Origin of the sequence: Vibrio sp. sp1, assembly GCF_016920955.1 — a bacterium.
Taxonomy (GTDB): domain Bacteria; phylum Pseudomonadota; class Gammaproteobacteria; order Enterobacterales; family Vibrionaceae; genus Vibrio; species Vibrio alginolyticus.
Genome location: NZ_CP060590.1, coordinates 1723899 through 1745662, shown reverse-complemented (window position 1 = coordinate 1745662; position 21764 = coordinate 1723899). Strand labels below are relative to the sequence as shown.

22 protein-coding genes are annotated in these 21764 nt (G+C 43.0%); 14 read left to right on the top strand and 8 right to left on the bottom strand.

The genetic code is table 11. From position 1 onward, the window contains the following. The first annotated feature begins 30 nt into the window (after positions 1–30). Positions 31–645, top strand: a complete 615-nt coding sequence (locus tag H9L11_RS23065) for a LysE family translocator (RefSeq protein WP_005373611.1) — start codon at positions 31–33, stop codon at positions 643–645. Between the two features lie 329 nt (positions 646–974). Beyond that, a complete protein-coding gene (locus H9L11_RS23060) occupies positions 975–1304 on the top strand; it encodes a hypothetical protein (protein ID WP_169628906.1) in 330 nt (109 codons plus the stop codon). Positions 1305–1429: 125 nt separating this feature from the next. Here H9L11_RS23060 and H9L11_RS23055 read toward each other — a convergent pair whose 3' ends face one another. Continuing rightward, positions 1430–1651, bottom strand: a complete 222-nt coding sequence (locus H9L11_RS23055; protein WP_104976599.1) for a hypothetical protein — start codon at positions 1649–1651, stop codon at positions 1430–1432. A 240-nt stretch (positions 1652–1891) separates the two neighbouring features. Next, complete coding sequence (locus H9L11_RS23050; RefSeq protein WP_025767937.1) at positions 1892–3325, bottom strand: glyceraldehyde-3-phosphate dehydrogenase; 1434 nt, start codon at positions 3323–3325, stop codon at positions 1892–1894. Positions 3326–3940: 615 nt separating this feature from the next. Here H9L11_RS23050 and H9L11_RS23045 point away from each other — a divergent pair. Further along, positions 3941–6577, top strand: coding sequence for an ATP-binding protein (locus H9L11_RS23045; protein ID WP_064369364.1), 2637 nt, complete (start codon positions 3941–3943; stop codon positions 6575–6577). 68 nt (positions 6578–6645) lie between these two features. On the opposite strand, the gene H9L11_RS23040 is transcribed toward H9L11_RS23045, so the two are convergent. Together H9L11_RS23040 and H9L11_RS23035 are read right to left on the bottom strand one after the other, a co-directional pair. Further along, the gene (locus tag H9L11_RS23040; RefSeq protein ID WP_025767935.1) at positions 6646–7989 is read right to left on the bottom strand and encodes an MATE family efflux transporter; all 1344 of its coding nucleotides are present in this window, start codon (positions 7987–7989) and stop codon (positions 6646–6648) included. A 121-nt stretch (positions 7990–8110) separates the two neighbouring features. After that, positions 8111–8425 (bottom strand): DUF496 family protein, encoded by a 315-nt coding sequence (locus tag H9L11_RS23035; RefSeq protein WP_005373603.1) that lies wholly within the window; start codon positions 8423–8425, stop codon positions 8111–8113. A 220-nt stretch (positions 8426–8645) separates the two neighbouring features. Between H9L11_RS23035 and H9L11_RS23030 the strand changes: the two genes are divergently transcribed. The 8 genes from H9L11_RS23030 to H9L11_RS22995 all read left to right on the top strand — a co-directional run bounded on the left by H9L11_RS23030 (position 8646) and on the right by H9L11_RS22995 (position 16899). Then, on the top strand, positions 8646–8870 hold the full coding sequence (locus H9L11_RS23030; RefSeq protein WP_005385630.1) for a hypothetical protein: 225 nt from the start codon (positions 8646–8648) through the stop codon (positions 8868–8870). A 165-nt stretch (positions 8871–9035) separates the two neighbouring features. After that, positions 9036–9686: a YceH family protein gene (locus tag H9L11_RS23025; RefSeq protein ID WP_005373594.1), complete on the top strand. Its 651-nt coding sequence runs from the start codon at positions 9036–9038 to the stop codon at positions 9684–9686. Further along, entirely contained in the window at positions 9683–10000 is a 318-nt protein-coding gene (locus H9L11_RS23020; protein ID WP_005373593.1) for a GIY-YIG nuclease family protein, read from the top strand. The genes H9L11_RS23025 and H9L11_RS23020 overlap by 4 nt, the downstream gene beginning before the upstream one ends. 330 nt (positions 10001–10330) lie before the next feature. Further along, positions 10331–11428 carry an autoinducer 2-binding periplasmic protein LuxP gene (locus H9L11_RS23015; RefSeq protein WP_005385634.1) on the top strand — a complete coding sequence of 366 codons (1098 nt, stop codon included), beginning with the start codon at positions 10331–10333 and terminating at the stop codon, positions 11426–11428. After that, positions 11428–14004 (top strand): quorum-sensing autoinducer 2 sensor kinase/phosphatase LuxQ, encoded by a 2577-nt coding sequence (gene luxQ / locus H9L11_RS23010; RefSeq protein WP_017635176.1) that lies wholly within the window; start codon positions 11428–11430, stop codon positions 14002–14004. Before H9L11_RS23015 ends, luxQ begins: the two co-directional genes overlap by 1 nt. A 295-nt stretch (positions 14005–14299) precedes the next feature. Next, on the top strand, positions 14300–14755 hold the full coding sequence (gene slyA, locus H9L11_RS23005; RefSeq protein ID WP_205391224.1) for a transcriptional regulator SlyA: 456 nt from the start codon (positions 14300–14302) through the stop codon (positions 14753–14755). 35 nt (positions 14756–14790) lie between these two features. Continuing rightward, positions 14791–15849 carry an HlyD family secretion protein gene (locus H9L11_RS23000; RefSeq protein ID WP_017635178.1) on the top strand — a complete coding sequence of 353 codons (1059 nt, stop codon included), beginning with the start codon at positions 14791–14793 and terminating at the stop codon, positions 15847–15849. 12 nt (positions 15850–15861) lie between these two features. Continuing rightward, positions 15862–16899 (top strand): DUF2955 domain-containing protein, encoded by a 1038-nt coding sequence (locus tag H9L11_RS22995; RefSeq protein ID WP_017635179.1) that lies wholly within the window; start codon positions 15862–15864, stop codon positions 16897–16899. 2 nt (positions 16900–16901) lie between these two features. Here the strand turns inward: H9L11_RS22995 and H9L11_RS22990 are convergent, their stop codons facing one another. Together H9L11_RS22990 and H9L11_RS22985 are read right to left on the bottom strand one after the other, a co-directional pair. Then, entirely contained in the window at positions 16902–17564 is a 663-nt protein-coding gene (locus tag H9L11_RS22990) for a flagellar brake protein (RefSeq protein ID WP_017635180.1), read from the bottom strand. A gap of 95 nt (positions 17565–17659) precedes the next feature. Continuing rightward, positions 17660–18586: a DMT family transporter gene (locus tag H9L11_RS22985; RefSeq protein ID WP_025767932.1), complete on the bottom strand. Its 927-nt coding sequence runs from the start codon at positions 18584–18586 to the stop codon at positions 17660–17662. A gap of 148 nt (positions 18587–18734) precedes the next feature. Here H9L11_RS22985 and H9L11_RS22980 point away from each other — a divergent pair, with 148 nt between their 5' ends. Both H9L11_RS22980 and H9L11_RS22975 read left to right on the top strand, forming a co-directional pair. After that, complete coding sequence (locus tag H9L11_RS22980) at positions 18735–19190, top strand: Lrp/AsnC family transcriptional regulator (RefSeq protein WP_005373581.1); 456 nt, start codon at positions 18735–18737, stop codon at positions 19188–19190. 5 nt (positions 19191–19195) lie between these two features. Then, positions 19196–19819, top strand: coding sequence for a class I SAM-dependent methyltransferase (locus H9L11_RS22975; RefSeq protein ID WP_005373579.1), 624 nt, complete (start codon positions 19196–19198; stop codon positions 19817–19819). Between the two features lie 24 nt (positions 19820–19843). Here H9L11_RS22975 and H9L11_RS23690 read toward each other — a convergent pair whose 3' ends face one another. Both H9L11_RS23690 and H9L11_RS22970 read right to left on the bottom strand, forming a co-directional pair. Next, positions 19844–20074, bottom strand: coding sequence for a hypothetical protein (locus H9L11_RS23690; protein ID WP_080276950.1), 231 nt, complete (start codon positions 20072–20074; stop codon positions 19844–19846). Positions 20075–20345: 271 nt separating this feature from the next. Continuing rightward, positions 20346–20894, bottom strand: coding sequence for a hypothetical protein (locus tag H9L11_RS22970; protein ID WP_017635183.1), 549 nt, complete (start codon positions 20892–20894; stop codon positions 20346–20348). Positions 20895–20997: 103 nt separating this feature from the next. Between H9L11_RS22970 and H9L11_RS22965 the strand changes: the two genes are divergently transcribed. Then, positions 20998–21666, top strand: coding sequence for an SH3 domain-containing protein (locus H9L11_RS22965; protein WP_005385650.1), 669 nt, complete (start codon positions 20998–21000; stop codon positions 21664–21666). Positions 21667–21764 lie beyond the last annotated feature (98 nt).

Here is a 21764-nt window from a genome sequence, read left to right as displayed (position 1 = left end):
TAGAGTGAGCTTCAAAGAGGGGAGATTCTTATGACACTAACAGTTTGGTTATCACTTTTTACCGTGTGTTTATTAGGGGCTATGTCACCAGGTCCCAGCTTAGCTATTGTCGCTAAGCACTCGTTGGCTGGTGGACGTATCAATGGATTAGCTACGGCTTGGGCTCATGCGTTTGGCATTGGTATATATGCGTTTATTACCTTGATTGGGCTCGCTGTTGTTTTGCAGCAAAGCCCGATGCTGTTCAAGACGATTAGCCTTGTGGGTGCGGCATATCTTGCGTATTTAGGGTTTAATGCTTTGCGTTCAAAAGGTGGTGTGGCTGCGAAGTTGGAGTCAGGTGAGGAAACAACGGTAATCCAGTCTGCGCGAGAAGGCTTTTTTATCTCGATTTTAAGTCCCAAAATTGCTTTGTTTTTTATCGCATTATTCAGTCAGTTTGTCGCGCTCGGTAATGATTTGAGTAATCAGATGATCATTGTTGCCACGCCGTTTGTTGTGGATGGGCTTTGGTACACCTTTATTACCCTAGTGCTATCGAGCTCTAAAGTCGTTGACAGAATTCGCTCTAAGGCAGTGTTGATTGATCGTTTGTCAGGGGTAGTACTCATGCTGCTGGCTCTTAGAGTGGTCGTAACGGTATAGACAAGCTCGCAAGACAGAAATACTAAAAGCAGCCCGTGTGGCTGCTTTTTTGTCTACTCTCAGTAACCCTTACTCAATTTACGTAATTCTGACGCTAAATGTTGCTAAAATTAATATTATCAATAGTGTTACTTTGGTTCATATTCTCATTTGCTGTGAAAGCTACTTTCCAACGCATTGTTATAATGAGAACGATAGCCACTTAACGTTAATACTAACAGTGTCGCATATTAAGTCGAGAGTGCTTTATTGGATAAAAACGGACTTTCCTCTTACTTACCCTATGAAAGGGGTAGAGACTTCATGACCGTTTAGAAGGTGAGAGCAATATGCAAAGAATAGTAGATTTAGCTCTAGTAGTAATTTTGACCAGTGTTTGCAGCGTTGCCTGGATATTCTTTTCAACAAAGAGCATTTGGGTGTTTTTTGAACTGTTTGTATTTACGATGCTTGGCTTTGGCCTTTTGTACGGGTTACTACAAAAGGCTGATCCTAAACACTTTGACTTTGTTTTAAATCACATCGATGAAATTAAGAAGGAAGGCAAAGATGCTTGCCTAAGCGGCGCTCCGAAAGAATCCAACCCATACTCTGGTGTCGATGGTGATTTATGGGAGGCTGGTTACACAGCCTCCTACAATAAAAAGATAAAGCAATAAACCGCTAGGTGTTTATTCAATATTGTGCTTTTCAAAAAAGCACCCTGCCATTTTAAGGACAGGGTGAAAGCAAGAAGTTTCTCAGGAGCGGTCGGGGGAGAGAAACTCATCTAAATCTTATTTACTTACCGGCGAACCTCTTCAAATTCACCTTCAATCGCATCTGCTTTACCTGTATTAAATTCATATTCTTCGTGTATTTCTCTCTGCATTTTCTTTACGCGCTTTTCAATACGTTTACCGGTAATTAATGCTGCGATGGTCAACGGAATCGCAATGATCAAGCTAAATACTAACGTAAAAAAGCCGGTAATCAGTGCTAGTGCAGTTACAATAATCCGATTCATAATCATGACCTCTCTGTAATTTATGTGCTCAGATTAATGCTGTGAACATGAACAAAACATGAATGCTGACGTTCACTTTGTCCGGAGAGTGTCAAATGAATGAAACGAAAAAACGCCTGAGGGTGATCAGGCGTATAAACGGGGAAAAATATTAGTAATGCGCATGGCGCTTATTATTTAGAACAAATATGAGATATTGTCCGCTACGCTATGTGGTTAACGTTGTGGAGCAAAGTTCACCTATCGAGGGAATGTTTGGTAACGAACACCCATCATTTGTTCCATACAGTGCACAACTTGGCAGCTGTAACCGAATTCGTTGTCGTACCAGATGTAAAGTACACAACGCTTGTCTTGTGCGATAGTCGCTTGACCATCTACGACGCCTGCATGACGAGAACCAACTAAGTCAGTTGATACAATTTCTGTTGAATCGGTGTAGTCAATCTGTGCCGAAAGCTCAGAGTTCAACGCCATTTCACGCAAGTAATCGTTCAGTGAATCACGGTCTACGTCTTCACCTAAGTTTAGATTAGCGACTGCCATAGATACGTTTGGTGTCGGTACGCGAATCGCGTTGCCTGTTAGCTTGCCTGCAAGCTCTGGCAATGCTTTAGCAACTGCTTTTGCCGCACCTGTTGAAGTCAGAACCATGTTTAGTGAAGCACTACGTCCGCGACGGTCACCAGAGTGGAAGTTGTCGATCAAATTTTGGTCGTTTGTGTATGAGTGCACGGTTTCAATATGGCCAGAAAGAACACCATATTTATCGTTCAGAGCCTTAAGGACTGGCGTGATTGCATTTGTTGTACAGCTTGCCGCAGAGATGATGGTGTCATCTTCTTTAATTACCGACTCATTTACACCGAATACAACGTTTTTGATGTCACCTTTACCTGGTGCTGTTAGCAGTACTTTCTCTGCGCCTTTACACGCTAAGTGTTGGCTCAGGCCTTCAGAATCACGCCAAACACCTGTGTTATCAACAACTAGCGCGTTATTGATACCGAAAGCTGAGTAATCCACTTCGCTTGGGTTATTTGCGTAGATGATTTGGATGTAGTTGCCGTTAACGATCAGTGCTTTACGCTCTTCATCGATAACAATGCTACCGTTGAACTGACCGTGAACTGAGTCACGACGCAACAAGCTAGCACGCTTCTCCAAATCGCCTTTTTTACCGCCACGAACCACAATCGCACGTAGTCTTAGTGGGTAACCTGGACCACTTTTCTCAATGAGAAGGCGAGTAAGTAGTCGACCAATGCGACCGAACCCGTAAAGAACCACATCACGCGCTTTCAATGAAGAATCTGCGTCGCGAGCGCCATCAAGTGCAGTGATAAGGAAATCGTTTAGAGAGCTTGTATCGTCATGTTCATTCCAGTACATAGTTGCCAATTGGCCAACATCGACACGGCATGAAGAAATGCTCATTTCACAAAGCGCTTGAATAATAGGCATCGTGTGCTCAAGCGAAAGTGGGTTACCGGTATAACGTCTTGCAACGCGATGAGTTTTGAGAATGTCTATAGTAGTAGCATTAATAAGCGTTTTACCAAACAGAACCACTTCGATTCCTTTTTGACGATATAGCTTACCAATTAGAGGGGAAATAGATTCAGCAATCGTTTGGCTAGTTTGCCAGTCTTGGAGATATTTCTCTGGACTCATTGTTGTATTAGACCTTTCACGTTTTGGGGGCTAACCATACTCTCTGCTGTTGCCTCTTCGGCAGCGTGCAAGAGTGTGGTGGGTTATGTAATCGGGTTGTAATAGTTATGTGTGCGGATTCTAAGGTCGGAGTCCTTATTCTGCTAGGAAAATTAAATCCAGTGTAAAACACTACTTAAGGGGACGTTAGTGGTGGATTAATGTGACTAAAGCAGTGGTTTTCACGTATTGACATTTAGAAAGTAACTTACTTTTTTTGCGATGATAACGTTTGCTTTCAAATTATTTTTGTTGACAAAAATGGATATTTTGCATTTTTGTGTGATTTAACTCGATAAGGCAACTCAATAGGTAAACATACAATAGATGATTTCCTGAAAAGTGATGCGACTCTTAGTTGTGAGTGAAACTTTATTGTTTGCATCCAACTTTAAGATCAAAAAATATGACTTGAATCACAATTGCCACTTCATTAGCCGATGATAAAACACTCACAATAACCATAATCTAGGTAGGTGAATGTTGTTTGAAAGTAACAATGTCGTATATGCCTTTCAATGCAAGAAACTAGTCTAATATTAAATAAACGGATGAAATCAACCATTAGGCTGATGGATGTTGAGATTATCAATAAAAACACGCTTAGCACTCCTCGCACTATTACCCGCTGTGGTAATAGTGGTGTTTGCAGTTCAGCAGTTTTCTGATAATGCGTTGCGCGTGAGCCGTCTCAATCAAACGGTTAGCAATATTCAAGGTTTCCAATTGATATCCAAGGCCTCCCACTTTATTTACTCCATAGAGAAAGTACGCCGACAGCCTGATCTTCAAGTCTCTGCAGCCATTAATATTGAAGAACAAGGTGAAGTTATTTCTTCTTTGCATCAAAAGTTTGTGAGTAACCCTAATACTGCTGAGTATGCTGATGACCTGAAAGAAGCCATGCTGGGGGTATTGTCAGGTAGATTGAGTGAGATGGACGACCTGGGTGATTGGGCATTTCAACAGCTCCAAAATATGTCGCGCTCTTTGTTGCAAAATCATCAATGGTATGGCAGTGACGACGGCATTCGCATGCAAAATTTTATTGCCTACCTTGCTCAGCTCTCTTTTTGGACACAGAAAGAAGCTTGGCTGACGAACCGTTTAGTCCAAGACCCTAAGAGTCGGCTAAGTCAAAGTATGTTTTATCAGGCGATTGACCGACAGCAGCAAAATTTGGATGCGTTTTTAAACTTAGGTGGGTCATACGAGCAAGTGGATAAATTGCTTGGCTTGTTTACTTCGCCGAGATATCAGAGAAACTTGGCGTCTCGCGGACAATTAATGTCAGGAGACATGTCACAAAGTGACTACGCCGCGTATTTAAAAGAACTCGATTTTCGTGTGCAGCGCTTACAAGTGCTCATTGATGGGTTCACCAAACAAACTGAGCAGTCGCTTCTCACGCAGGTTCATGAACAAAAGGCCAATATAGCGATGATCAGTTTTGGCGTCGCCTTAGTGGTTATCCTGCTTTGTTGGCTCGGATTTAGTACTTGGTTCCGAGTTAACAGCAAACTCGATGCGATCATTCATACTTTAAACGCGTTGATCAACTCCGAAGAGAAGCAAACAAAAGTCAAAGTTGATGGAAGTGATGAACTGACCATTTTTGCTCAGCAAGTGAATCGAGTGGTTGAAGAAATGCAGAGACAAACTGAAGAAATACTGCATGCAAAAGAGTCAGCAGTATCGGCTAATCGTGCAAAATCTGTGTTTCTTGCCAACATGTCACATGAAATACGCACGCCCCTTAACGGGATCATGGGCATGACAGAAATACTCTCTCAAAGTGAGTTGTCTTCGCATCAACAAGAAGTTGTTGATGACATTGACTCCTCATCTCAAACACTGCTTACTTTACTTAACGATATATTGGATCTCTCTAAAATCGAGTCTGGACGATTGGAGCTGTCACTAATAGAAGCGGATATCCGAGAAGTCGTGTATCAGTCGATGATTTTATTCCAATCCAAAGCAACATCTAAACAGCTAAAGTTAGGTATTAATTTAGCTGAAAATATCCCCATTCGCGTGATGGTCGATGATCATCGTGTCAAACAGGTAGTTACGAATCTGGTATCGAATGCGGTTAAGTTTACCGAAAGTGGGCATGTATGCGTTGATGTTAGTTATGAAGAGTTACTTGAGAAAGAACGTGGAGTGCTGACGTTTAAAGTAGAAGATACCGGAATAGGCATTGATCAAGATAAGTTAACCACGATTTTTGAACCCTTTACTCAGGAAGATGAAGGAGTGTCGAGGCAATTTGGCGGTACAGGGTTGGGTTTGGCAATTTGTTGTCAGCTTGTGTCGATGATGGGGGGCAAGCTCGTAGCAACATCTACAAAAGGAGTGGGCACATGCTTTGAATTCTCGATTGAGGTTGAAGCAATTCCGGTGTTTGGCTGGCGTTCGGAGGTGATTAATAAAGGGCTTTTGATCTGCTCAAATTACGACTACGCCGACCAAATATTAAAAGAGTGTCGCTTAGCGAAAATCAATCTCTTTGGCGTTAATAATGTGAATGAAGTGCAAGCGATAAATGATGACTTTGATGTCATATTTCTGTGCCACAGTAACGACGCTAATACCGATGAAGTCTTGGATAATCTATCATTTAATTACGATCTTCGCCGTGTGATTATTTGCCAGCATCATTTATCCACTCCCTACGAAAATGCAGAAAAAGTACATGCCGTACTCACATTACCTTTCCTTGGCAATCGATTTAAGCATGTCATTGATGATTTAGCTAAGGTTGAAAAGACTATATCAAGTGACAATGTCACCAATAATGTTGTCAGCTCTGAATATCGAGCGTCGCGCTCTCATCGGAGGATCTTAATTGCGGAGGATAATTTGATGAACCAGAAAATAGCGAGTTTTTTTCTGGATAAAGCAGGTTATGACTATTTGATAACAAGCAACGGCCAAGAAGCGTTAGAAGCCATCACAAAGGGAGAAGAATTCGATGCAATTTTAATGGACTGCATGATGCCCGTGATGGATGGACTGACCGCGACGAAAGAAATTCGTCGTTGGGAAAAGAAAGCAGGACGTGAAAAAACGATGATTATCGCACTCACTGCGAGTGTTTTGGAAGAAGACATCCACAACTGTTTTGCGGCAGGCATGGATGCTTATTTACCTAAGCCGTATAAATCGAACCAGTTATTTGAGCTCTTTAGTGAATTAAAACTCGCCTAGCTAACATTTCAACTTAGACAAGGCGTCAAAACGATAAAGCCCCACTTCAGGGGCTTAGTTCTGATTATTCATTGTTGTGCGTTGGCTTGAGCGCCTGCGAGTTTGCGTATGGTTTGGCGATAGGTTAGGTATGCGGAAACACCAGCTAACAGGTTGCCGATACAAGCGCCTAAGAGTAAACCTCGGATTCCATCCATTTGAGCGCCAACCCACAAGCACGGTAGGAAAAAGACAAACAAGCGCAGCGCTGAAATAGTGAGCGCGGTGTAAGATTTGCCTAATGCATTACAAAGAGAAACCATTAGCATACAAACCCCTAATGAACCCAAACTGATCGGCACTATCAGTAAATGCATTTCCAAGACTTGCTCCACTTGCACATCACTTGTCATCAATAATGCGAGTGGGTTTGCGACGGCAAATGTAATGGCAGCAATCAAAAGTTGGAAACCTAGAATGAATTTTACGGCAATACTGACGAGCCTTTGGATATCTTCATAGTTCTTTGCTCCAAGTAAGCGTCCAACCATTGGAGGCATAGACATTGTCAGCGCCAAGACCGAAACGATAGCAAAGAACTCATAGCGTGAACCAAGCGCCCAAGCGGCGACTGCTGCGGTTCCAAAGCTTGCCAATAATTTTGTTGCTAGCATGGAAGACAACGGTGGCAGCAGTTGGCTAATCATCGCAGGGCCCATAATGTTACCGATAGATGCAACACTTTTGGCTACGTTAAGATCTTGCCATTGTGTCGTTGCCCAGTGATTCTTTTTCACGCGAGGAGCGACGACTAAAATACCAAACCCAAAAGCGACGATGGTTGCTATTGCCGCTCCGTTAATACCCAAGTCAAATGTGAAAATAAATAGCGGATCGAGCACAAGGTTCACGCCGCTGGTTATCATCATCATTGTGCCAGGTAACATTGTATTGCCATTAGCTCGGCAGATACTGTAATAAAAATACAAAACCGCACCAGTCCATGAGCTTAATAACCACCAAGGCCAGTAACTGTCGATTATCGGCATAACAGATTCTGGAGCGCTTAATAGAGCTAAAATGGGGTAGCGCAAAAGCCAAATTAGCCCGCCAAAAATAGCGACACCAATTGAGCCGATCATCAATACTAATCCGCCCAGTTGTTTGGCATACCGACTTTCATTCGCCCCAAGAGCTTTAGAAATGACCGCTGTCGTTGCGATCCCTAGACCGACTTGAATGCCGATAATGACCATTTGCAAAGGCAGAGTGAAACCTTGAGCGGCTAACGGTAAAACGCCGAGCTGACCGATAAACGCGCTATCCACAAGCTGAAAGCTCATTAAAGACAGAACGCCAAAAAGCATTGGCCAGGTCATCGTAAATAATTGTTTTGCAAGCGTTGGTTGTGTACTTGTCGTAGTTGAAGACATAGAAAGCTGAATGCGTTAGGAATAAGAGTTAGATTGATTGTACACGGCGGTTAGTTTAGAGACAAAAATAAACCCCGAGGAAGATATTCTTGCTCGGGGTTCGAAAATCTAGCTTACGCGTTTATTTTTTGCCGCTAGTTTGCTTGTCTTCTTCAGTCAGCTCACGAATGCGACGGCTGATGTCACGACGTGCTTTAGAGATCTCAGCGCTTTTAATGATGTGGTCATCTACACGATCTTCATAGTCTGCTTTCATATTTTTGATGATTGCGACGATTTCATCGTGAGTCATTTCTGGTTTGATGTAGTCTAGAAGGTTTTCTAGAAGATCAACACGTTTGCGGTTATCACGAACTTTCTTCTCGTTATCAAGAAGCTCACGTTTTAGTTTGTTTTTACGACGAGCTTGGTTAACGATTTCAAATACGCTACTCATAGTTCTCTTTCCTAATTTTATGAATATCTTCCTCGATTAAAGCACAACATCCAGTGGCATAACAGTCTTTAGATCAATAGCAATGCAGAGTTGAACATTTCTCAACCAATTGCGCTGTGTACATATAATCGTGCTGCTTTCTTCGAGTTTTGGCCAACATCGTAGAATCCATCGATTCATTGTCATAACGTGGCCTTCACTATATTATCAACACCATTGAATGCAAAATGATGAACTTGATATGGACTCTGGTAACACTGCGGAGCAAGTAAATAGTCAAGATAATGAGCAAGTCACTCGCTCTGTGGCTGAAAAGTTAAAAACGGCGTATATCAACGCCCGTGAGCAACTCGAAATCATCGAAGTTGAGCTTAATCGTTCAAAAATAATGATGGTCGACCAAGATGGCAATTTGACGAGAGTGCCGATTCTCTCGGAGCATTGATACCTGACCCTATTCGTAAGGGGTGTCAGGTCTTACGCTATGCTTTAGCCTGACACCAACACCTGAACCGCTAACGCTTCTTGCACTGCTGTGTGAATTTATGGCGTATGATTTCGAAGCGATTTAGGTACAAAGTCAAATGCAAAAATAATAAGGAAATGCATTATGAAAGTTGAGCTAACGGCAATTGAAGCACGAGTTATTGGTTGCTTGATCGAAAAAGAAGTCACTACCCCAGATCTTTACCCCCTCAGCCTAAACGCATTAACCAACGCGTGTAATCAAAAAAGCAACCGTGATCCCGTGATGTCACTCTCTGAGTCAGACGTTCTCGATGCCGTTGATGCTCTTATTGAGCGCAGGCTCGTCAGTGACGAAAGTGCGTTCAACAGCCGCGTCAGCAAGTATCAACACCGTTTCTGTAATACGGAATTTGGTGATTTAAAGCTGACAGAGCAGGAGAAGGGCATTGTATGCTGTATGCTTTTGCGCGGTGCTCAAACACCTGGGGAAATTCGTACTCGTACTAATCGTCTCGCGACATTTCATGATGTAAAAGAAGTGGAAACGGTCCTTGAGCATTTAGCAAGTGAAGAGAAAGGACCATTAGTGGTCAAATTACCACGTGAGGCTGGTAAGCGGGAGTCGCGTTATATGCATTTGTTCTGTGGTGATGTTGATGCGTCCGAACTTGCAGCGCCTGTGTCTGCTGCAAGCTCGAGCTCCGATCGAGTAAGTCAGCTAGAGCTCGAAGTCGCTCAGCTGAAAGAAGAGCTGGATGAATTAAAAGCTAAGGTTGAGTCACTGCTTTCATGATGGAAAATACAACGCAGCGTTGGAGTGTCTACCTGATACGAAATAACCGCAACGCGTTGTATTGTGGTGTTACCAATGATGTTGAACGAAGATTCAATCAGCACCAAACCGGAAAAGGAGCGAAAGCTTTGAAGGGAAAAGGCCCTTTGGTATTGGAATGGTCATCGGATTTTGACTCAAAGACGCTTGCCATGCGAGCAGAGTACTATATTAAGCAACTAACTAAAGCGAAAAAAGAGCTGCTCGTTATGTCAAAAGCAAATATTGTCGTCGACGAACATCAACAAATGATGTTAGAGATAGTGGCACTCTGATAAGCCCTTGCTACGCAAAGATACACGGAAACCGCCTATGTCACATTGGCGGTTTCTTTTTGTTTTTGGAGTACCATGTAGGAATAAACTGACGCATAATGGGCTGGTGTTCTGTTTAAAGGTCCTGAATATGAAAAGCGCGAAATGTCTCTACGTTATCGAGACAAAGGAAGCGACTCAATGTACTTTATTTGCATCCACTCAGACCAAGAACCAATTTACTATTGAAACAGGCACTAAGAGGAAGGTAGATTACAAGAGTATAGGATGACTCGGCTAGGTAATGAATAGAGCTGAATTAGGCTCATAAAAAAGCTAAAAGAGCAGTAGATGAAAAAAGCGTTAGTATTCTCCCTGATTTCAATGGCCGCTTTTGCGCCGAATGTGCAGGCCACCCAAGTTCTTAATGGGTATTGGGCATATCAAGAGTTTTTAGACCAGTTTCCACAACAGAAGCAGTTAACTAGTGCGTTGGCTGAAGTGGTAAGAGAAACCCCTGTACCCGTAGCAAAAGACAAAAAGCGTCCACTGAAAATTTCTGTTGTTTATCCAGGGCAGCAGATCTCTGATTATTGGATTCGAAACATCGATGCGTTTGAAAAACGCCTAGATAAGCTTGATATCGACTATCAACTAAATCAAGTGTTTACTCGTCCTAATGCAGATATAAAGCAGCAAAGTTTGTCTTTAATGGAGGCGCTGAAAAGCAACTCCGATTACTTGATCTTTACTCTAGATACCACAAGACATCGTAAGTTTGTTGAGCATGTCTTAGATTCAAAGAAAACCAAGTTAATTTTACAAAATATCACCACACCTGTTAGGGATTGGGAACATCATCAGCCGTTTCTTTATGTTGGTTTCGACCACGCAGAAGGAAGTCGTGAATTGGCCGTTGAGTTTGGCAAGCGTTTCCCTAAACATAGCCACTATAGTGTTCTCTACTTCTCAGAGGGCTACATTAGTGACATCAGAGGCAACACTTTTATCAACCAAGTGAACCGCGATAATCAATTTGAACTACAATCTGCTTACTACACCAAAGCAACAAAGCAATCTGGGTATGAAGCTGCAAAAGCCAGTTTGGAGAAGTATCCGGACGTTGACTTCATTTACGCGTGTTCTACCGATGTAGCATTAGGTGCTGTTGACGCTCTTAAAGAGTTAGGTCGTGATGATGTCATGATCAATGGTTGGGGCGGCGGTTCAGCAGAGTTAGAGGCGCTTTCTAAAGGGGAGTTAGACGTTACCGTTATGCGTATGAACGATGATACAGGTATTGCAATGGCTGAGGCCATTAAGTGGGATTTAGAAGGAAAGCCAGTTCCCACCGTTTACTCTGGTGATTTTGAAGTCGTTACCAAATCGGACTCTCCAGAAAGAATTGAAGCATTAAGAAAACGTGCATTTAGATACTCAGATAATTGATGACAACTACATCAAAAACAAGAAAGCGTCGCTCACTGTCGACGCTTATTACCAAAATAATTATTCTCGTACTTGCTCCGATCATTCTAGGCATCTTTGTTCAGAGTTATTACTTCTCGAAGCAGATTATTTGGCAGGAAGTCGACCGAACCAAGCAGCAGACCTCTGCCCTGATCCTGAACATTTTTGATAGCCATTTTGCAGCGATTCAGATTCATCACAACAGCAATTCGAAAAGTGATGTTGTATTGGATTTTTATACAGAACGTGATGAAGAGGCACTCAATTACTTTTTCATGAGTATTGACCAGAGTGATCCTTCCCATACACCAGAGTTTCGTTTCCTAACCGATCATCAAGGTATTATTTGGGACGATGGCAACGCGCATTTCTATGGCATCAACAATCTGATACTTAGCCGACTTGCCAGTCAGGTGACCTTTAGCAACAACTGGTATTATCTACCCTCACAGACCCCGATGGGAACTCGCCATCTGTTACTTCGTCGCGTACCCGTTTTACAACCTAAAACCGGTGAAGTGATGGGGTACTCTTACAATGTTGTTGTTTTAGATAATAACTTTGGGTTGATGGAAAGGTTAAAAAATGAAGGCAACGTCGACAATGTTGTGTTGGTCGCTAACAACACACCATTGGCAAGCTCATTAGTAGGAGATGAGGCTTATCAAATATTTGACGTACTCAAACGACGAGAGTCCCAGCACAAGCTTGACCAATTATTGATCATCAAAACCCCTATTGAGGTAAATGCCGCCGAGACTGACTTGTGCTTGCTTACTGTGCAAGACAATCAGAGCGTGGTGACATTGCAAATCCAACACCTGCTAGCAATGCTAGCCTCAGTTATCGGTATGGTCATGATTGCGCTGATGACTAAAGAATGGATCGAGAATCGAGTAGTTGAAGAGTTAGGATCCCTGATGGCATATACCCGCTCGGCTCGTGAAGAAAAAGGATTTGAGCGTTTTGAGGGGTCAGATATTGAGGAATTCGATCATATTGGTTCGACACTAGAAAACACTTTTGAAGAGCTTGAAGCACAAAAGCGCTCTTTCCGCGACCTGTTTAACTTTGCGTTATCACCTATTATGGTGTGGTCTGAATCGGGTGTACTTGTCCAAATCAATCCGGCAGCACGCAAAGAGTTAGTCATGGAAAACGATGTTGAAACCATGCACCCAGTGTTCAAAGGTTTCAAAGAAAAGTTGATGCCACACCTTCGCATGGCGGCTCAGGGAGCTACGTTGACAGGCGTTAATGTGCCAATTGGAGACAAAGTATATCGCTGGAACTTATCGCCGATTCGAGTTGATGGAGATATTAGCGGTATTATTGTTCAAGGTCAGGATATAACCACACTTATTGAGGCGGAAAAACAGAGTAACTTGGCGCGCAAAGAAGCGGAAAAATCTGCTCAAGCCCGTGCCGACTTTCTGGCTAAAATGAGCCATGAGATCCGAACGCCAATCAATGGAATTTTAGGGGTTGCTCAATTGCTAAAAGACTCTGTGGAAACAGAAGAGCAGAATAACCAAATTGACGTACTTCGGCATAGTGGTGAGCACTTACTTGCTGTTTTGAATGATATTTTGGACTTTTCGAAGATTGAGCAGGGTAAGTTTAATATCCAAAAGCACCCGTTTTCTTTCACTGATACAATTCGAACGTTAGAAAACATTTATCGTCCTATTTGTGAAAGTAAAGGTGTCAACCTTGTCATTGAAAACAAAATAGATCCCAATGTTGAAATCTTTACTGACCAAGTTCGTCTGAACCAAATTTTATTCAACCTAGTCAGTAATTCTGTGAAGTTTACGCCCTCGGGTAGCGTGCGCTTGCATGCGGAACTGGAGCAGTTCTATGGTGCTGACAATAGCGTGCTGGTCGTGGAAATTACGGATACAGGTATCGGCATCGAGTCTGACAAACTCGACCAAATGTTCGAACCTTTTGTTCAAGAAGAAGCAACAACGACTCGAGAATACGGCGGCAGTGGCTTAGGGCTGACCATTGTGAAGAGCCTTGTCGACATGCTGGAAGGTGATGTTCAAGTCCGCAGTCAGAAAGGCTTAGGAACGACTTTTGTCATTACAATGCCAGTGAAAGATCGTGAGCGAGTACTCACCCCTCTTGATTCGAGTTTGCGTGTTAAGCCTGGTGAACTATTTGCAGAGAGTCTCAAAGTGTTGTTGGTAGAGGATAACCATACTAACGCATTCATTCTAAAAGCGTTTTGTAACAAGTACAAAATGCAGGTTGATTGGGCGAAAGATGGGTTAGAAGCAATGGAATTCTTAAAAGATCATACTTACGATTTGATACTGATGGACAACCAACTTCCGCATCTTGGTGGAATTGAAACGACCAAAGAGATCCGACAAAAGCTAAAACTAGGCACGCCAATTTATGCGTGTACTGCTGACACCGCGAAAGAAACCAGTGACGCCTTTATGGAATCGGGTGCGAATTACGTGCTTCTCAAGCCGATTAAAGAAAATGCGCTCCATGAAGCATTTGTGGATTTTAAGCAGCGGTTCTTAGTCGAGCGAACATGAATAATTGGCTCACTACGAGATAACCCAATTATTCATTATCTGAAAAGCACAACACCATGACTGTGGGTTGTGCTTTTTTGTATCTGACCCTTTTACTCTTATACAAATCAGACTTTATTGGTCTCGACGTTTGTTGTGTACATCGCTGCATTTCAAATTCAAACATAGTGTTGTGTTACTTAGATTTCTGCCCCTTCACTGACACACCCAATGTGATTTCAATCACAAAAAGATATTTACTTAGCGTGCTAACTATTTTATATTGCTTAGCACGCTAAGTAATTGAGTAGATCTTATGATTCAAGACATCAACAGTTTGCGAGACCTTTCTCTGGCTGAAAAATTATCTCGTGTTGCTCGTTTGTGGAAAATGGTTGCAGATCGCGAGTTAGAGCCTTTAAACCTAACGTATCCGCGTTGGACTGCGTTATGGAAGCTTTATCGAATGGGTGACAACATCAGTCAGAAGCATTTGGCTGAAGCGCTTGAGATCGAGTTAGCGTCGTTGATGCGAACATTAAAATTATTAGAAGAGCAATCTCTGATCGTTCGCTATTGCTGTGAACACGATAAGCGAGCACGTATTGTTAGCCTCACAGAAGAGGGGAAAACCCTACTAAAGCAAATGGAGGATCGAATTCTTCAAGTTCGAAGCAAGCTCCTAACGGACATCAACGACCAGGAACTTCAGCAGCTTTCATTGATTCTTGATCAGATTGCTCACAATGCGCTTGATTCACTTAGCGAATAAGTCAGAAAACCGAATTAAAAGAGAAGTAAACGCCTATGACTCCAGATCAAAAATTCGCACGTTGGATCAAATATTCTTGCGTCGCGTTTGTCCTTGTCTTTGCCTATTTTCTAGTTGCAGATCTCGCCATGCCGTTGACGCCTCAGGCAATGGCAACGCGTGTGGTAACTAAAGTGGCCCCCCGTGTGAGTGGGCAGATTACACATCTTTATGTTGCCAACAACCAAGAAATAAGCCAAGGCGATCTACTATTTCAGATTGATCCCCAGCCTTATCAGCTTGCCGTAGAAAAGGCTCAACTTAACCTTGAGCGTGTGATTCAAAACAACGAACAACTTGATGCTTCTATTGCTGCGGCAAAAGCAGACGTTGAAGCGAGTAAAATCGTGGCGGAACAAAAAGTTCGCGAAGCAAAACGTCTTAATACCCTGTTTCACCGTAATGGTACTTCGCAACAGCAGCGCGATGACGCACAGAGCAGTGCAACGGCAGCTAAAGCGAACTTACTGGCCGCACGTGCTCGTTTAAAAGAGTTGGAAGTAAACCGCGGTGATTTAGGCGCAACGAATGTGAATATCCGCGTGGCGCAAAACCAGCTAAAACAAGCGGAACTTAATCTGTCTTACACTCAAGTCTCGGCGGAACATGATGGCGTTGTCGCTAACTTGCAGCTGGAGACGGGGGCCTATGCGGCAGCTGGTACACCTCTTGTCGCTTTAGTCTCCGATGACGTGGATATCATTGCCGACTTTCGTGAAAAGAGTTTACGACACTTTAATCAGAACAGCCGTGCGTTAGTGGCTTTTGATAGCTTACCTGGTGATGTATTTGAAGCTCGTATTACGAGTGTGGATGCCGGGGTCAGCTCGGGTCAATTCGATGCGGACGGTCGCTTAGCAACACCAACTGACTCAAACCGTTGGGTGAGAGACGCGCAGCGCTTACGTTTACATTTAGCTATCGATGAACCTCAGCAGCGCGCATTTCCAGCAGGGGCACGAGCAACCGTGCAGTTGTTGCCAGAAAACTCATTATCTGGTTGGTTAGCGAGGTGCCAGATCCAATTCTTGAGTCTTCTTCATTATATTTATTAACGAGGAGGCGATATGAAGTTATGGGACCACCCCATGTCGGAAAACGACTTCCGTCAGTGTTTGCGCATTGCAACTGGTGCGACCATTGGTTTCACTTTATGTAAAGTATTTGGTTGGAACTATGGCGTATTCTTTACTGTAACCCCGATGCTGTTACTTGGAATGGTGCCAGTCATGAGTCTACATGCCGCACGACAACTGATTTTTTCAGCGGTTGTGTGTGGATTAGAAGTTGGTGTGCTTGGTGGGTTATTTGGTGGGCACCCAGGCATGATGACAATCATTGCATTCGGGTTGTTCCTGTATAAATTCGCCTGTATGTCAAAAGGGAGCTTATTCTTATTTGGAGCGAACAGCGTACTGAGCTTAAGCATCATGCTGCACTTTGCGAGTTATCCAACCACTGACTTAAATGACCTAATCTTTAGCAATCTGCAAGCGAATGTTATTTCAGTGATCGTTGCTTATGTGGTGACATTTTTGATTCCCGATGCGGAACCTCGTCAGCCACCAGCGAAACCGTCGCAGCCTAAACAGAGTCATCGCATGCGTCATGAAGCCCTTATGGGGGCGAGTATCGCTACAATGTCTTTCCTTGTATTCCAGCTATTTGACCTCAGTGACTCTATGTCTGCTCAGGCGACAACCTTACTTTTATTGTTTCCTATGCATTGGAACGGTGCTTTAGGGTATGCGCGAAAAAGAGCAATGGGGACCTTGATGGGGGTGACCTTTGGTATTGTCGGACAACTTGTATTATACGATTGGTCGGATACCTTATTGTTTATCGTCCCATTGCTTTGGATTGGGGCTATGATGTTCAGTTATATGCACGTGAAAGAGTCTAGCGGTTCGGGAGCCGGATTTGGCGGTTTAACCACATTAGGCATTTTGTTCGGCCAATATCTTACTCCGGATGGTGACTTAATGTTCAGTGCGCTGTATCGCGTGAGCAGTATTTTGTTTGCTATTGTTGCGACGCTGCTTGTGACCTATACGGTTCACAGAATACTCAACAGCTTTGAGGCGACGCGCTTTAGCGAGCAGTAAGTTCAGACGTTACTGGTTAGAAAGGATTGCTCCAGTAACTCTGTTTTTAGTTCGTGAGTCATCTCAATGGGACTGGCAAACTTAATTCCAACTACCCATCCCTTCACCAATTTCTTAATGTTGGCAATGACACATCGATTTTCTTCTCCGATATAGTGGCTTAACGGGCATTCGATGGTAACACTCTCACCCACGTTGAATTCGGGCTCAATCAAGGTTGATATACCAACACCTGCTAGAGAGAAATCGATAAGGCTACCGTCGTAGACATTCCCTGCATGAATAACGTTACAGTCCATTTGCAACTTGTAACGCTCATGTTCCCGAACTGGTTTGGTTGCAAATGTTCCTGGAATGCGGATAAACAAAAGGGGGGATGGTCGAACGGTCGTCGTCAGCACGCTGGACTTAAACGCAATGACATGGCCTAACTCCGTATCTGATACACCACGCACGATGACATCGGCGTTGGGGAGTTTTCTCATCACTTGCTCTTCAAGCAAACGCATTGGTATATCAAGAATCAAATAAGCATTTTCTTTCATCCCCAGATAGGTGGTGGAATACGTATATTGATCCTTAGGCCCAAATTCGAAATTAGTAGAAAGCTTCATTCCCGGTTTGAGAAACCTATGCAGTTCATCTTTAGTATGAGTGGCTGGCATCACATTGGCGTTTTAATTTTTTAGTTAAGCTGAGGCTATCAAAACGCCATTTTGTTATTCAAGATAGTAAGGCATAAGTTTTTGTAAAATCATCGCTATCTGTGAAGTGGTGGGCGATAAGTTTGGTTCATTCCATCTTTCATAAAGATTTGGCTTGCCACAATACTGCCGCATGTGACCAACATCAGCGCTAACCAAGTGAGAGAATCTGGTTGTTCACCAAAAATTGGAACGGCAAGAAGTGTCGCGACGACTGGAGTTAATGAACCAAAAGCAGCGCTGGCTTCGGCACCGATGATCCTAATTGCATAAATGAAAGTGAAAGAAGCGATTAAACCTGCGCCAACACCTTGTAGCATCGCGTGGCCAAATAACTCCTCCCATGGCCACTGGCTGAAAGGTGTTACCACCAAATAACTGTCTACCCACCCGAAACCAACAGCGATGATGAGCAGAGCCAAAGACGCGATTGCAACGAATCCTGCACAGACGTGTGCATTAAGATTGGCGACACGAGCGCTGATGGTGAAAGCAGCCCACATGATGCTGCCAGTTAGAAACAGGATATGCCCTTGTAATTGAGACCAGTTGTACTCTGCGCCGCTATTAGAAAGAAGGAATACGAAAATCCCTAACAGCACCGTAGAAAGCCCGATTAAGCGGTGAGCACTCAGCGACTGTTGATAACAAAGTACCGCGATAGCAGAAACAAACAATGGCAAAGTGCCAGGTACTAATGCACTGCCGTGCGCCACGGGAGCGAAATGCATAGCCGTTCCGACGACCAGAAGATAGGGAAGGCCGCTTCCAACCACAACACCAACCAGGTAGCGTTTAGGCACTACGCGCAGCGACTGTTTATGCTTAATCACAAATGGTAATAAAATTATACTTGGGATTAGAAAGCGAACTAACGCGATATCGGCTGGCTGCAAGGCAGAAATTGCGCCCCCTTTTAAAGAAATAAAGAAACCAGACCAAAGCAGTAAGGTCGTTAATATAGCTGCGTATCCCAAGATCATTATCGACATGTCCATTTGTAAATGATGTGTTAATTGTTGAATAAAACTCTTGCCAAAGGGAGGCAAAGTTTGACGTAATTAGGCTTGATGTTGGTGATAAATTGCGTATAAGTGTTAATTGTTGGTGATTAAAGGCACGGAAGAATAAATGGATAAAATTGACAGGCAACTTATCAACCTAATGCAGAAGGATGCCACTCTGACAACGGCAGAACTTGCTGACCAAGTAGGGCTATCGGCATCACCTTGTGCAAGACGCATTAAGCGTTTGGAGCAGGAAGGTGTAATAAGTGGTTATCGAGCTATTGTGTCCAGAGACACTGTAGGCATCGCGATGACTGTATTTGTTGAAGTGAGTTTAAATAACCACCAAGCTTCTTCGATTGATGAGTTTGAACATGCCGTTGTTGAGATGGATGAAGTGATCTCATGCCATGTCGTATCAGGGGCCTATGATTACCTGTTAGAGGTGGTCAGTAAAGATCTCGCTGGTTATGAAACATTTACTAGAAAGTTACAGCGATTAGAAAATGTGAAAGATATTCATACCCACCTGGCGATTAGACAAGTGAAAGGAAATGGCAGTTTGCCGATTTATGCATAAGAAAGATGAAATTTTTCGATAGACTTAAGATTGCCCACTATCATCGAAAGCGATATAGACAGTTTGGTAAAGACAGAGCCCGAACTCTGGGATGGGCAGATAAGTATAGTCAGATCAGCCGTTTTGAGGCGTTGTGCCGAGGGTTAACGTTAGACGGTTCAAGTATTTTAGATATTGGGTGCGGCTACGGAGACTTGTTAGCGTTTATCGAACTTACGGGGGGGCTTCCTCAAAGCTATATTGGCATTGATCAGCAAAAACAGTTTATCTCTGAAGCCAGAAAACGAGATTTTCGTACGCAAAGTAAGTTTATATGTGGCGACTTTTCAACGTTGGTATTGCCTCGTTGCGACTTTGTTTTTGCTTCCGGATCATTGAACTATCAATCCACCAACCCAAATCATACCATTGAAATGATTGATAAAATGTACCGAGCGACAGAGAAAGGTTGTGTGTTTAACTTGTTGGATGAATCCAAACTACCCAGCATGAAAATGTTAGCGTCGCACAATAAAGAAGGTGTCTTTCGCTATTGTCGGTTGCTGTGTCCGAATACACGATTGATTGAGGGGTACTCCGAGCACGACTTTACGATTGCCATGATCAAAAAAGCGGAGTCCGTTTCCTGACTTCGCCTTATAAATTCTTAAGCCTTATTGGTTTTTGTATTGTGAGATTTCACAGTTACCTGTGTATCTATCAACCTTGAATGAGAACGCGGCTGAATGGTATTCCCTCCCATCACTCCATATTGTTTCTCCGAAGATTTTACACAGATCCAAATCACTGATTGAACCGAACTCTTTTACGTGCCTAACTACTGACAAAAACTTGGCTTTGGTAGCATTAGGACATTCCCTGTTACTTAATCGATTGATAACCATGTTTGTAGCATCATCTCCAGCCAAATGTGACTTTTTATTAAATTTTATTAATGGCTAAACTAACCAAAAAATGTCCATAAGTAAAGCATTAATGTGACGTATGTCTCTATAAATTGATTGTCTTGGTCATGGTTTAGTCAAGTTTGTCAAAGGGAGCAATCCCATTATTTACATTTGATATCATTCACGACTAAGGAAAGATAAAAAGCACGAATAACGTCCAATATTGGAGTGAAAAACCAACATCGTCTATTCAAAACTGGCTCTGTTTTTACTTCGAAACATCTTGAGCGTATTGAAGCGCTCGGGCTTCTTTATCATAGACTTGTGACAGAGTTTGATATTGTGAAGAGAGGCGCTTGTAATCTTCAGCAAGTTCCAAAGCGTTGGTGTTATACCATTCCGCAGTTATTTGATTGGCTGTTTTGTTTGACTCGCGGCACTTCTGGGCCAGTATCTCCCACCCATTTGCTGACCATTGGGATTGTGTGCTCAATTTAAGCAGCTGATTCGCTTTAGTTGTGAGCTCTTCTTTGTATTGAATCGATGCTTTTAATTGCGCTTTGAACACATTTTGGTTCGACTTGGCACGCCAAAGTAGCACGAGCTCATGCAGTGAAAAGGTTTCGGACAATAACTGACGCTGTTTATGTTCGGTCAAAAGTGTATTGAATACCTCAACATGCTGATTGTAATTGGACTCTAAACGATTGAATTGGGTAAGATTGTCATTCCACGACGATGGGTTACATTGAATATTGGCGTGCCCCGTTATCGGGAACAGAAGAAATAGTAGTATCCAATTGAGTCTGTTGATCATTATTGCTCGCGTTAGTTGACCTGCTCTTTTGAGTATATACCCAAATTTCTACGACATGCGTGCTGCTGGTGGGATAAGAATAAAGAATGAAAAGGAAAAGGGCATGAAGAAAATTCTCGTCGCATTGATTGTCATGCTGTTGCTCGGCGGAGCGGGGGCTGGATACTATTTCTTCTTTATGCAGAAAGATGAACCTGAAGCACCAAAGGCTACACAAGTCGAGCAATCGTCACTGCAAAAAGAAACATCTAAACCGATTCTGGATTTAGAAGCCGTTCCCCCGGAAGTTACCGAGTACTACGTTATTGAGCGTCGTGTCAATGTTTACAACAAGCCTAACCCTAATGCTTTAGTTGTCGATACGCTCTATAAGGGAGAAAAAGTATCGGTGTTAGAAAAAGTAGATGGGTGGTACCGAATCTCCGGCTATCTTGTCTATGAAGAGGGTGGAGAAGAAAAAGCCGAATGGTTGAATGCTGAAGGGTTATCGGATGCAGAGCCAGTTATTAAAGAGCAAGAGCGCTTAGAGATATTGGATGAATACCTACAGAAGTCGGATGATTTAAAAGTTCACTTGGATATTTTCCGTAAGAAAACACAGCAATTGTTAGACGATGAAACCTGTGATCCGAGTGATTTTGAGGAGCTCGGAGGCTGGGTTCGTTCTGTGACGTTCAAAAAGCGCAACGTTTACTTCATCTATTGTGGCGGTTTGGAGCAAGAGAACAAGATCTACTTAGATGTTGATAAGGGCGATATTTTTTATCGATAACTCACGACCAATTACACTAGTTCTCTAAAGACGTTTTGATAAATGCAATAACGATGCAAACCTGAAATCAGAGATTTATAACTTTTTAGTTGTGAACC